This is a genomic window from Streptomyces sp. NPDC033845, assembly GCF_055576225.1.
Genome location: NZ_JBVIRI010000012.1, coordinates 1 through 12,916, shown reverse-complemented (window position 1 = coordinate 12,916; position 12,916 = coordinate 1). Strand labels below are relative to the sequence as shown.

At 76.6% G+C, this 12,916-nt stretch carries 8 protein-coding genes; 7 read left to right on the top strand and 1 reads right to left on the bottom strand.

The window, feature by feature from the left end:
* Positions 1 to 129 precede the first annotated feature (129 nt).
* From ACZ50K_RS24405 to sucD, 6 genes are all read left to right on the top strand, one after another.
* Positions 130 to 1,236, top strand: coding sequence for an ATP-binding protein (locus ACZ50K_RS24405; RefSeq protein ID WP_468906708.1), 1,107 nt, complete (start codon positions 130 to 132; stop codon positions 1,234 to 1,236).
* The gene (locus ACZ50K_RS24400; protein WP_468906705.1) at positions 1,233 to 3,527 is read left to right on the top strand and encodes a DUF5682 family protein; all 2,295 of its coding nucleotides are present in this window, start codon (positions 1,233 to 1,235) and stop codon (positions 3,525 to 3,527) included. Before ACZ50K_RS24405 ends, ACZ50K_RS24400 begins: the two co-directional genes overlap by 4 nt.
* Before the next feature lie 55 nt (positions 3,528 to 3,582).
* Positions 3,583 to 4,770 carry a vWA domain-containing protein gene (locus tag ACZ50K_RS24395; RefSeq protein WP_468906702.1) on the top strand — a complete coding sequence of 396 codons (1,188 nt, stop codon included), beginning with the start codon at positions 3,583 to 3,585 and terminating at the stop codon, positions 4,768 to 4,770.
* A 36-nt stretch (positions 4,771 to 4,806) separates the two neighbouring features.
* A complete protein-coding gene (locus tag ACZ50K_RS24390) occupies positions 4,807 to 6,204 on the top strand; it encodes an outer membrane protein assembly factor BamB family protein (RefSeq protein ID WP_468906700.1) in 1,398 nt (465 codons plus the stop codon).
* Between the two features lie 244 nt (positions 6,205 to 6,448).
* Positions 6,449 to 7,627 (top strand): ADP-forming succinate--CoA ligase subunit beta, encoded by a 1,179-nt coding sequence (gene sucC, locus ACZ50K_RS24385; protein WP_468906698.1) that lies wholly within the window; start codon positions 6,449 to 6,451, stop codon positions 7,625 to 7,627.
* Between the two features lie 21 nt (positions 7,628 to 7,648).
* Complete coding sequence (sucD, locus tag ACZ50K_RS24380) at positions 7,649 to 8,533, top strand: succinate--CoA ligase subunit alpha (protein WP_468906695.1); 885 nt, start codon at positions 7,649 to 7,651, stop codon at positions 8,531 to 8,533.
* An 83-nt stretch (positions 8,534 to 8,616) separates the two neighbouring features.
* On the opposite strand, the gene ACZ50K_RS24375 is transcribed toward sucD, so the two are convergent.
* On the bottom strand, positions 8,617 to 10,125 hold the full coding sequence (locus tag ACZ50K_RS24375; protein ID WP_468906693.1) for a helix-turn-helix domain-containing protein: 1,509 nt from the start codon (positions 10,123 to 10,125) through the stop codon (positions 8,617 to 8,619).
* Between the two features lie 110 nt (positions 10,126 to 10,235).
* On the opposite strand from ACZ50K_RS24375, the gene ACZ50K_RS24370 reads away from it, so the two are divergent.
* Positions 10,236 to 12,152 (top strand): cell division protein PerM, encoded by a 1,917-nt coding sequence (locus ACZ50K_RS24370; RefSeq protein WP_468906690.1) that lies wholly within the window; start codon positions 10,236 to 10,238, stop codon positions 12,150 to 12,152.
* Positions 12,153 to 12,916: the final 764 nt, after the last annotated feature.

Here is a 12,916-nt window from a genome sequence, read left to right as displayed (position 1 = left end):
CACCGTAGGGATCCCCACTGACAATCGCTCTGACCAGCAACGACACCCACAGCAGCGGCTGTTGTCAGTGGGGTGGTGCACGGTGGGAGACAGCAGCCGGACCGGGCTGCCGAGTCCGGAGGGGGACCCATGAGCACGACCGAGAACGGCACCGGGACCGAACCGCTGCGCCCGCACGCCGAGGACGCCTTCGCCCATGAACTGAAAGCCCTGGCCGCCCAGGACGACCGGCCCCGGCCGCCCCGCTGGAAGCTGTCCCCGTGGGCCGTCTCCACCTATCTGCTCGGCGGCACCCTCGACGACGGCACCGCCATCACCCCGAAGTACGTCGGCCCCCGCCGGATCGTCGAGGTCGCCGTCACCACCCTCGCCACCGACCGCGCCCTCCTCCTGCTCGGCGTCCCCGGCACCGCCAAGACCTGGGTCTCCGAACACCTCGCCGCCGCCGTCAGCGGGGACTCCACCCTGCTCGTCCAGGGCACCGCCGGCACCCCCGAGGAAGCCATCCGGTACGGCTGGAACTACGCCCGGCTGCTCGCCCACGGCCCGGACCGGGAGGCCCTGGTGCCCGGCCCCGTGATGCGGGCCATGGCCCAGGGCATGACCGCCCGGATCGAGGAACTGACCCGGATCCCGGCCGACGTCCAGGACACCCTGATCACCGTCCTGTCCGAGAAGACCCTGCCCATCCCCGAACTGGGCTCGGAGGTGCAGGCGGTCCGCGGGTTCAACCTGATCGCCACCGCCAACGACCGGGACCGCGGGGTCAACGAACTCTCCAGCGCGCTGCGCCGCCGCTTCAACACCGTGGTCCTGCCGCTGCCCGCCACCGCCGAGGCCGAGGTCGACATCGTGGCCCGCCGGGTCGAACAGCTCGGCCGCGCCCTGGAGCTGCCCGCCGCCCCCGAGGGCCTGGACGAGATCCGCCGGGTGGTCACCGTCTTCCGGGAGCTCCGCGAGGGCGTCACCGACGACGGCCGGACCAAGGTCAAGTCGCCCAGCGGCACCCTGTCCACCGCCGAGGCCATCTCCGTGGTCACCGGCGGACTCGCGCTCGCCGCGCACTTCGGCGACGGGGTCCTGCGGCCCTCCGACGTGGCCGCCGGACTGCTCGGGTCCGTGGTCCGCGACCCGGCCGCCGACCGGGTCGTCTGGCAGGAGTATCTGGAGACCGTCGTCCGGGAGCGGGAGGGCTGGAAGGACTTCTACCGCGCCTGCCGCGAGGTGAGCGCATGACCGCGCCGCCCGGCGGACCGCTGCTCCTCGGGGTCCGCCACCACGGACCCGGCTCGGCCCGCGCCGTCCGCGCCGCCCTGGACGCCGCCCGCCCGGCCGCCGTCCTCATCGAGGGCCCGCCCGAAGCGGACGCCCTGATCCCCACGGCCGCCGACCCCGGACTGCGCCCGCCGGTCGCCCTGCTCGCCCACGCCGCCGCCGACCCGGGCCGGGCCGCGTTCTGGCCGCTCGCCGCGTTCTCCCCCGAATGGGTGGCGATCCGCTGGGCGGTCGGGGCCGGGGTCCCGGTCCGCTTCATCGACCTGCCCGCCGCCCACACCCTGGCCGAGGAGCCGCAGGCCGGCCCGGCAGGGCCCGACGAGGGACCCGACGGCCCGGGCGGAACCGCCCCGGTGCGGCTGGACCCGCTCGCCGTCCTGGCCGGGACCGCCGGATACGAGGACCCCGAACGCTGGTGGGAGGACGTGGTCGAGCACCGGGGCACCGGCCCCGCCGACCCGCTGGCCCCCTTCGAGGCGATCGCCGAGGCGATGACGGCCCTCCGCGAGGCCCACGGGGACGGCGGCCGGCCCCGCGACCTGCTCCGCGAGGCCCACATGCGGCAGAGGCTCCGGGCCGCCACCCGGGAGTTCGGCACCGGGATCGCCGTGGTCTGCGGGGCCTGGCACGTCCCCGCGCTGCGCGCCCGGACCACCGCGGCCGCCGACCGGGCCCTGCTCTCCGGACTGCCCCGGACGAAGGTGGAGACCGCCTGGGTCCCCTGGACCCACCGCAGGCTGGCCCGGGCCGGCGGATACGGGGCGGGCATCACCTCGCCCGGCTGGTACGCCCATCTCTTCGACGCCCCCGACCGGCCCGTGGAGCGCTGGCTCACCAGGATCGCCAGACTGCTGAGGGAGGCCGACAAGCCGGTCTCCCCGGCCCATGTGATCGAGGCGGTCCGGCTCGCCGGGACCCTGGCCGCGATCCGGGGCCGACCGCTGGCCGGCCTCGCCGAGACCCTGGAGGCCGCCCGGGCCGTGATGTGCGACGGCTCCGACGTCCCGCTGGGCCTGATCGAGGACCGGCTGGTGGTCGGCGAGGTCCTCGGCGAGGTCCCCGAGAGCGCGCCCACCGTCCCGCTCCAGCGCGACCTCAACCGCCTCCAGCGCTCCCTGCGGCTCAAACCGGAGGCCCGCGAGCGGGAACTGGAGCTGGACCTCCGCAAGGACACCGACGCGGCCAGGAGCCTGCTGCTGCACCGGCTGCGGCTGCTCGGCATCGGCTGGGGCACACCGACCGCCTCCCGGGGCGGCACCGGCACCTTCCGGGAGACCTGGCGGCTGTGCTGGGAGCCCGAACTGTCGGTGCGGGTGGCCGAGGCCGCCGTCTGGGGCAACACCGTCCCGGCCGCCGCCACCGCCAGGGCGGAGTCGGACGCGGCCGCCGCCGGGGAACTCGGCGAGGTCACCGCCCTCGCCGAACACTGCCTGCTGGCCGGGCTGTCCGAGGCCCTGCCCGCCGTGCTGCGGGCCCTCGCCGACCGGGCCGCCCTGGACACCGACGTGGCCCGGCTGGCCAAGGCCTTGCCCGCACTGGCCCGTTCCCTGCGGTACGGGGACGTCCGCGGCACCGACACGGCCGCGCTCGGCACCGTCGCGAAGGGAATCGCCGAACGGATCTGCGTGGCCCTGCCGCCCGCCTGCTCGGCCGGACTCGACGGCGAGGCCGCGGCCGAACTGCGCGGCCATCTGGACGCCGTGCACGGGGCGGTCGCCCTGCTGGACGACGGTGACGGGGGCCCGGCCCTGGGGGAGCGCTGGGCGGGGGTGCTGCGCACCCTGGCCGGCCGGGAGCGGGTCCCCGGGCAGATCCGCGGCCGGGCGGCCCGGCTGCTGCTGGACGAGGGCCGGCTGACCCCCGGGGACACCGCCCGGCTGATGGGCCTGGCGCTCTCCCCGGCGGCGGGTCCCGCCGCCGCGGCCGGCTGGATCGAGGGCTTCGCCGGCGGCACCGGCGGCGGCACCCTGCTGCTGCACGACGACCGGCTGCTCGGTCTGATCGACGACTGGCTCACGGGCATACCGGCGAGCGCCTTCGAGGACGTCCTCCCGCTGCTGCGGCGGACGTTCGGCGGATACGAGCCGGGGGCGCGGCGCTCGCTGGGCGAGCTGGTCCGGCGGGGGCCCGGCCGCGGCCGGCCCGGCCCCGGCTCCGGCGAGGCCCCGGAGGGCTTCGGCCCGGAACTGGACGAGGCCCGGGCGGCCGCCGTGGTCCCGCTGGTCCGGCTGCTCCTCGGCGCGACCGGCTGACCGCACCACACACCACACGAGCCACGAGCCACGAGCCACACAGGGGGAGGCACCGATGACGGCCACGACGGACCGCACGGATCGCGAGGATCGCACGGCGGGCGGGGACGGGGAGCGGCTGCGGAGGTGGCGGCTGGTCCTCGGCGGAGGGGAGGCGGACGGCACCGGCCGCGCCCTGACCGGCCGGGACGCGGGCATGGACGCGGCGCTGGCCGCGCTCTATGACGGCGCGCCCGGCGGCCCGGCCGGCCGGCCGGGGGAGCGGTCGGCGGGACTGGGCGCCTCGGCCCCCTCGGTGGCCCGCTGGCTCGGTGACATCCGCGGCTACTTCCCCGCCCCGGTGGTCCAGGTGATGCAGCGCGACGCCATCGACCGGCTCGGACTGTCCGCCCTGCTGCTGGAGCCGGAGATGCTGGAGGCCGTGGAACCGGACGTGCACCTGGTCGGCACCCTGCTCTCGCTCGGCAAGGCGATCCCGGAGACCACCCGGGAGACCGCCCGGGCCGTGGTGCGCCGGGTGGTCGAGCAGCTGGAGCGGCGGCTCGCCAGCCGCACCCGCACCACCCTCACGGGAGCCCTGGACCGGTCGGCGCGGATCAGCCGGCCCCGGCACCGGGACATCGACTGGGACCGCACCCTCCGGGCCAACCTGAGGAACTACCTGCCCGAGCACCGCACCGTCGTCCCCGAGCGGCTGGTCGGCTACGGCCGGGCCGGCCGGGCGGTGCGCAAGGAGGTGGTCCTCTGCATCGACCAGTCGGGTTCGATGGCCGCCTCCTTGGTCTACGCCTCGGTGTTCGGCGCGGTGCTCGCCTCCATGCGGTCGCTCGCCACCCGGCTGGTCGTCTTCGACACCTCGGTGGTGGACCTGACGGACCGGCTGGAGGATCCGGTGGACGTGCTCTTCGGCACCCGGCTGGGCGGCGGCACCGACATCAACCGCGCCCTCGCCTACTGCCAGACGAAGATCACCCGGCCCGCGGACACCGTCGTGGTCCTGATCAGCGATCTCTACGAGGGCGGCATCCGCGACGAGATGCTCCGACGGGTCGCGGCGATGCAGGCCTCCGGGGTGCGGTTCGTGGCCCTGCTCGCGCTCTCCGACGAGGGAGCCCCCTCCTACGACCGGGAGCACGCGGCCGCCCTGGCCGCCCTCGGGGCGCCCGCCTTCGCCTGCACCCCCGACCGGTTCCCGGAGGTGCTGGCGGCCGCGATCGAGCGGAGAGAGCTTCCCGTAGCCTGACGGATCGATCAAATGTGGCCACGGGGGGAGCAGTTGATGGCGGTGACGACCGGCAGGGCGCGGGCCTGGCGGACCGGGGCGGTCCTGGGACTGGTGGTGGCCGCGCTGATCGGCGGCCTCGGGGCCGGATGCGCCGCGCTGCTCGGCTACTTCCCCGGTCAGAGCGTCCGGGTGGTGTGGCAGGCGCCGTACGACCGGACGGGGGCTCCGTACGGCAACGGCTCCTGGCTGGCCGGGGACACGCTGGTCCGGGCCCGGTACGACGAGGTGGCCGGGTTCGCCCTGGCCGACGGCAGGAGGCGCTGGCTGTACCGGGTGCCGGGGAGCGAGCGGATAGCCACCGTGTCCAGCCGGGCGGAGGGCGGGGTGGCCGTGTTGCTGCTCGCCGGGGCGGGCTTCGATCCCCGCGATCCCGGGAAGGTGCCGGCCCGTGCGGCCGGGGTCGATCTGTCCGACGGCCGGGAGCTGTGGAGCACCCCGGTGGCCCCGGTCCGGGAGGCCGGGTCGGTGGCCGCCGGGGCCGGTGTCGCGGTGGTGCTCGACCGGGCCTCCGGCCGGGAGGTGCTGCGGGGCCTGGACCCGAGGACCGGTGAGCGGCGCTGGCTCGCGCCCGTCCCGGCCGGCTGCGAGCCGTCCGCCGTGGCCGCCGCCGGCACCCAGGTCACTGCGGTCCTGAGATGCCCGGCCGCCCCGCCCGCTCCGGCCGCCCCGCCCGCTCCGGCCGCCCCGGCGCCCGGCGTCGCCGGAGCCGCCTCGGCCGCCGGGCCCGCCGGGGCCTCGTGGCCCGCCGGGCGGGCGGGGGCGCTTCGGGTCGCGGCCTTCGGTGCGGCGGACGGCAGGGTGCGCTGGGTCGCCGAGTCCGGGGCGGGCGCACGGGCGGGCTACCGGGTGATGTCCGCGGATCCGCTGCTGCTCCGGGTCGGCGACCCGGCGGCCCGCGGCCTCCACGCCTACCTGGGCTTCGACCGGTCGGGCCGGCCCGCCACCCGGATCGACATCGAGGGGGACCACGGCACCCTGGCCACCGGGGAGCGGGACGCGGCGCTCGCCGTGGTGCACGGGGGCGTCCTCGTCACCGTCGCCCGCATCCCGCACCAGGGGGCCGCCCGCGACCGGTTGACCGCCTTCGACCTCGCCACCGGCGAGGTGAAGTGGTCCCGGGGGTACCGGGGCGAGGAGGTGGAGGCGGTCGCGGCCGCCGGGGACCGGGTCAGCGTCCTGCTGACCAAGGGCCGCCGGGTGGACGGCCAGGACCTGCACCGCCTCGACCTGGAGAGCGGCGGCAAGGTCGACGACCGGCACTTCCCGAAGGAGGTGGAGGACCGCGGGGACATCCGCGCCATGTACGCCGTCCCGGGCGCCGACCGGCTCCTGGTGGTCCGCTCCCACGACAGCCAGCGCAGGCGTGCCGTGTCCGCGTTCAGGGATTCATGAGTTGGTGAGATCGCACGAAGTGGCGCCCCGGCCGTGAGGCGATCTGTGACAGGTATCACCGCTCAGGTGTGATCTGCGATTTAGGGACCAACGGCCCACGGGGATAACCTGCGGGACGGACATGCCGCGTCCACGGTCACCGTGTGCGCTCCCCTTGTGACAGCGCCGTCACGTTGCCCGCGCGGCACGCCCACGCAGACAACCGCGATCACTGCGAATCTTTGAAGACAAGGGACGGACGCGCGTGGACCTGTTCGAGTACCAGGCGAGGGACCTCTTCGCCAAGCACGGTGTACCGGTGCTGGCCGGTGAAGTCATCGACACGCCTGAGGCGGCTCGCGAGGCCACCGAGCGGCTGGGCGGCAAGTCGGTCGTCAAGGCGCAGGTGAAGGTCGGTGGCCGCGGCAAGGCCGGTGGCGTGAAGCTGGCCGCCACCCCGGACGAGGCCGTCGCCCGCGCGACGGACATCCTGGGCATGGACATCAAGGGCCACACGGTCCACAAGGTGATGATCGCGGAGACCGCTCCCGAGATCGTCGAGGAGTACTACGTCTCCTACCTGCTCGACCGCACCAACCGCACCTTCCTGGCCATGGCCTCGGTCGCGGGCGGCATGGACATCGAGCAGGTCGCCGAGGAGACCCCGGAGAAGCTCGCCAAGGTCCCGGTGAACGCCAACGAGGGCGTGACCATCGAGAAGGCCCGCGAGATCGTCGCCCTGGCGAAGTTCCCGGCCGAGGTCGCCGAGAAGGTCGCCGAGGTCCTGGTGACCCTGTGGGACACCTTCATCGCCGAGGACGCCCTCCTGGTCGAGGTCAACCCGCTCGCGAAGGTCGCCTCCGGCGAGGTCATCGCCCTCGACGGCAAGGTCTCGCTGGACGAGAACGCCGAGTTCCGGCAGCCCGGCCACGAGGAGTTCGTGGACCACGCGGCCGCGAACCCGCTGGAGGCCGCCGCCAAGGAGAAGGGCCTCAACTACGTCAAGCTCGACGGCGAGGTCGGCATCATCGGCAACGGCGCGGGTCTCGTGATGAGCACCCTCGACGTGGTCGCGTACGCGGGCGAGAACCACGGCGGCGTCAAGCCGGCCAACTTCCTCGACATCGGCGGTGGCGCCTCCGCCGCCGTCATGGCGAACGGCCTGGAGATCATCCTCGGCGACCCGGACGTCAAGTCCGTGTTCGTCAACGTCTTCGGCGGCATCACCGCCTGCGACGAGGTCGCCAACGGCATCGTCCAGGCGCTCCAGCTGCTCAAGGACAAGGGCGAAGAGGTCACCAAGCCGCTCGTCGTCCGTCTCGACGGCAACAACGCCGAGCTGGGTCGCAAGATCCTGTCGGACGCCAACCACCCGCTGGTCCAGCGCGTGGACACCATGGACGGTGCGGCCGACAAGGCCGCCGAGCTCGCGGCTGCGAAGTAAGGGCAGAGGTCACAGACTCACATGGCTATCTTCCTCAACAAGGACAGCAAGGTCATCGTCCAGGGCATGACCGGTGCCACGGGCATGAAGCACACCAAGCTGATGCTGGCTGACGGCACCAACATCGTCGGCGGCGTGAACCCGCGCAAGGCCGGCACCACCGTCGACTTCGACGGCACCGAGGTCCCGGTCTTCGGCTCGGTCGCCGAGGCGATGGAGAAGACGGGCGCCAACGTCTCCGTCCTCTTCGTCCCGCCGGCCTTCGCCAAGGCCGCCGTGGTCGAGGCGATCGACGCCGAGATCCCGCTCGCCGTGGTCATCACCGAGGGCATCGCGGTGCACGACTCCGCCGCCTTCTGGTCCTACGCCACCGCCAAGGGCAACAAGACGCGGATCATCGGCCCGAACTGCCCGGGTCTGATCACCCCCGGCCAGTCCAACGCCGGCATCATCCCGGGCGACATCACCAAGCCCGGCAAGATCGGTCTGGTGTCCAAGTCGGGCACGCTGACCTACCAGATGATGTACGAGCTCCGTGACATCGGCTTCACCTCCGCCGTCGGCATCGGTGGCGACCCGGTCATCGGCACCACGCACATCGACGCCCTGGAGGCCTTCGAGGCCGACCCGGAGACCGAGCTCATCGTCATGATCGGCGAGATCGGCGGCGACGCCGAGGAGCGTGCGGCGGACTTCATCGCGAAGAACGTCACCAAGCCGGTCGTCGGCTACGTCGCGGGCTTCACCGCCCCCGAGGGCAAGACGATGGGTCACGCGGGCGCGATCGTCTCCGGCTCTTCCGGCACCGCACAGGCCAAGAAGGAAGCCCTGGAGGCCGCCGGCGTGAAGGTCGGCAAGACGCCGACCGAGACCGCCAAGCTGGCCCGCGAGATCCTGAACGGCTGATCTCGCCGGCACCACGGTGAACACGGGCGTGGCCCGCGACCCCCGAGGGGGTCGCGGGCCACGCCCGTTCGCGCGTCCGGGGGTCAGCCGGTCCGGGGGACCAGCCGCTCCGGGCCCGCGTCCTGGACGGACCGGAGCCGTTCCCGGAGCTGCCGGGACTCCTCGCTGAGCCGCTGCGGGCCGGGGAGCGGCGGTACGCCGGAGACGCTGGAGCCGGGCGCCTCGTGCGGGATGTACCGGGTCGGGGCGGTGACCGCGGTGTACGCGGTGGCCGCGGCGATCACCGCCGTCAGGGCCAGGGCCGCGCGGGTCCAGAACCGGCCCCGCCGCTCGCCCGCCCGCCGGACCTGGGCCGGCGGGCGCGGCTCCAGCCGGACCGCCGGGACGAGCGCGCCCAGCCGGTCGCGCAGCACCGCCGACAGCCGCTCCGGCGGCACCTCGGCCAGCTCCGGAAGCCGGGCGGCGAGGTCCGTGTGCGCGTGCAGCAGCCGGTTGCCGGCCGTGGGGGTGCTGGCCTCGGTCTCGGCCGCGGTGTCGGGCAGGTCCAGGCCCACGCCGTCGTAGAGCAGGACCGTCCGGCGGTGGCCGGGGGACAGGGCGAGCATCGCGGACAGCAGCTCGCGGTCCGCCGGGTCGGCGGGGGGCCGGTCGGGCTGCTTGGGGGCGCGGCGGAACCGGTGCCAGGGGGAGAGCGCGTACTCGTGCACCGCCGCCCGCACCCAGCCGATCGGGTCGGGGTCGGTGGCGACCTCAGGCCAGCGGTCCCAGGCTCGCTGGAACGCCCGATCCACGGCCTCCTCGGCGAGCACGCGGTGGCCGGTGAGCAGATAGGCCTGGCGGAGCAGGGCCGGGGCCGCCCACTGGTGGAGCGCGTCGAAGGCCTGTACGGCGCTGACGGCCGCCGCCGCCACCTCCGGCTCGGCCGCCTGCTCGTCGGCGGCCTGCGCCCCGGCCGCCTGCTGGTCGCTCGGGGGTTCCCCGGCCGTGGACTGCTGGGCCGTGGGCTGCTGGGGCGTGGGCGTGACCTGCGCGGAGGCTGCTGGTGACGGGGCCGCTGTCGCGGCCGGTGTCGCGGCCGGGGCCGGGGCCGGGGCCGGAGTGGGGGTGGCGGCGGGGCGGGCCGCCGGTTCGGCGGCCGGGGGCGAGGGCGGGCGCTTGGCGCCGGTCCTGGGGCGGGTGCCGGCCGTCGGGGCGGGCTGGGGGGCGCCGCCCCTGGTGAGGGCCCGTCCGGTACCGGTGGCGGGTGCGGCCCCGTCCTTCCGGGTCTTCGGCTCACCGGCCGCCGGGCCGGCCGCCTTCGCACCGGGATCCGGGGCCGCGTCCGGGGCGTCCTCCGGCGCGGTCCCCGGGTCGGCTCCGGGGGCGGCGGCGGGCGGGTTGCGGAGGTCCGCCAGCAGCTTGGCGTACGCCTCGCGCTTGCGGCCCCGGGGGTCCGACCGGCCGGACTCCCAGGCCCGGACCGTACTCGCGGTGACCCCGACCGCCGCCGCGACCTCGTCATGGGTCAGCTCACCGGATTCGCGCAGTCTGCGGCGTTCCTTGGGCGACGGGAGGGCAGCCGGCTCCGCGGCCGTGTCCACGCTCTGGGTCATGCCACACCCCGGCAGGTCTGGGCAATAAAGTACATAACCGTATATTGGGCGACACCACGGTCATTCGCCTGTTACGCGTCCACAGCGCGTGTCGTTGGGACCATGGCGGGGTGACCCAAGTGACCGAACGCGGGACGTCGTTGCCGACGCCCCTGCGGGCCGGTGGCCGACGCCGTTCGCCGGCGGCCGCGGCCTGCGTACTGGGCGGCGTCGTGGCCGCCGGACTCGGGCTCGGCTCCCTGGCCGTGCTCGTCATGGTGCTGTGGATCAGCTCCCCCTACCCCGACAGCGGACCCGGCGGTGCGCTCCATGTGGCGGCCGGGCTGTGGCTCCTCGCCCACGGCACCGAGCTGATCAGGTACGACACCCTGTCCGGGGTGCCCGCGCCGGTCGGGCTGACCCCGCTGCTGCTGGCCGTGCTCCCGGTGCTGCTGATCCGGCGCGCCGCCAGGCTCGCCGTGGAGGACGGCGGGCTGCCGGGCAGCGCCGTGTTCTCGGCGGTGACCTGCGGATACCTGATGGTGGGCGCCGCCGCCACGGTCTACGCGGCGGGCGGGCCGATGCCGGCCGACCCGCTGAGCGCGGCCTGGCACGTGCCGCTGGTGGCGGCCGGTGCCGCCGCGGCCGGGGTGTGGGCGGCCTCGCCCTCCTGGCTGCCGTCCCTGATCCCGGGGGGCGCGCGGAAGATGTTCACGCGCCCCCGATACGCGCTGGCGCTGCGCGCCGGCAGCGCGGGGGCGCTCACCCTGGTCGGCGGCGGGGCCCTGCTGGTCGGCGGATCGCTGGTCTGGCACGCGATGGCCGTCCAGCAGTCCTTCCTCCAGCTGACCGGCGTGTGGTCCGGCCGGTTCGCGGTCCTGCTGCTGGCGCTCGCGCTGATGCCGAACGCGGCGGTGTGGGGTGCGGCCTACGGGCTCGGGCCCGGCTTCGCCCTCGGCGCCGGAGCCACCGCCACCCCGCTGGCCTTCGCCGGCTCACCCGCCCTGCCCCGCTTCCCGCTGCTCGCCGCCTTGCCCTCGGCCGGGCCGGGAACCCCGCTGACCTGGGCGGCGATGGCGGTGCCGGTGGTCGCCGGCCTGGTGGTCGGCTGGTTCGCGGTACGCCGCCCGCGCGAGGTCTCGTACGGGGAGACGGCGCTCACCGCGGCCCTCGGCGGACTGGTCTGCGGGGCCCTGATGGGCGGGCTGGCCGGCGCCGCCGGGGGGCCGCTGGGCAGTGGCGCGCTGGCCGGGTTCGGGCCGGTGTGGTGGACGGTGGGCGGGGCGGCCGTCGTGTGGACGGTGGGGATCGCCGTGCCGGTGGCGGTGGGGGTGCAGCTGTGGCGGTCCGGGCCGGTGGGCGGATCCGAGCCGGTGGGCGGGGAGGCGTGGCACGTCAGCGGGGTCCGGGAACTCCGCTGGGCCGCCCTCCGCAAGGCCTCGGGCACCCTGATCCCCTCCTTCCCCACCACCGACCAGCCCCCCGGCTCCACCCCGGCCACCCCCGCACAGACCCCGGCCATGCAGGCCTCCGCCCCGGAGAACCCATGGCCCGGCCCGGCCACGCGGGCCTCCGGCCCGGCCACCCCGGGGCAGGGCCCGACTCCCGAGGCCTCGGGCCAGGCGGCCATGGCCCCGGCCCCCCAGGCCTCCGGCCCGCCCACCCCGGGGCAGGGCCCGGGTTCCGAGGCCTCCGGCCCAGAGGCCCCGTGGCAGGGCGCGGCCACCCGGGCCTCCGGCCGTGGCCCGGCTCCCGAGGCCTTCGGCCCGGGCGCCGGTGCTCCGGGCCCGGGCCCCCATCCCGTCGGCCCGGGGGCCCCGGTGCACGGCCTGGTGATCCCGGCCTCCGGCTCGGTACGGGCCCGGCGGGCTCCCGCCGCAGCGACGGCCTCCCCGGCCGGGCCGCAACCGGCCCCGCCGTCCCCGGAGCCCCCGGGCCCGTCGGCTCCGTCGACCGCCCCCGGCGCCGGAGAGCCCCCGACCCCGGCGCCCTTGGCGCCGGGCGTGGTGGGTTCACGCGTCCTCCCCCGCCGCAACCGGCCCGCTTAGCGGCGCCGACCCGCGCCGCGCCGGTCCGCGCCGGAGCGGGCTTCGCCCGGGCCAGGCCAGGCCCGGGCGGCCGGCCCTGGCCCGGGCCGTACCGGCCGGGGCCCCGGCGGCCGGACCCGTGGCGGGGCCGCCCGCGCCGGAGCGGGCACGAGCGGGCTTCGCCCAAGCCAGGCCTGGCCCCGGGCGCCCGGCCCTGGCCTGCGCCGTACCGGCCCGGCCCCTGCCGCCTGGCCTGGCCTCGGCCGGCCCCGGCCGTACCGGCCCGCGCGGCGCAGCCGGACCTGCGGCGGCGCCACCCCGTGCGGCCCCGCGCCACCTGCGACGCCCCGCGCTGCCTGCGCCGTACCGGCCCGGCCCCGGCCGCCCGGTCTGGCCTCGGCCGTACCGGCCGGGGCCCCGGCGGCCGGACCCGTGGCGGGGCCGCCCGCGCCGGAGCGGGCACGAGCGGGCTTCGCCCAAGCCAGGCCTGGCCCCGGGCGGCCGGCCCTGGCCCGGGCCGTACCGGCCCGCGCGGCGCGGCCGGACCCGTGGCGGCGCCGCCCGCGCCGGAGCGGGCAGGAGCGGGCTTCGCCCGGGGCCAGGCCAGGCCCGGGCGGCCGGCCCTGGCCTGCGCCGTACCGGCCTGGCCCCTGCCGCCCGGTCTGGCCCCGGCCGGCCCCGGCCGTACCGGCCCGCGCGGCGCAGCCGGACCCGTGGCGCGGGCGGCGCGGCCCGCGCGGCCCGCGCCGCCCGCGCGGCCCGCGCCGCCCGCGCGGCCCGCGCCG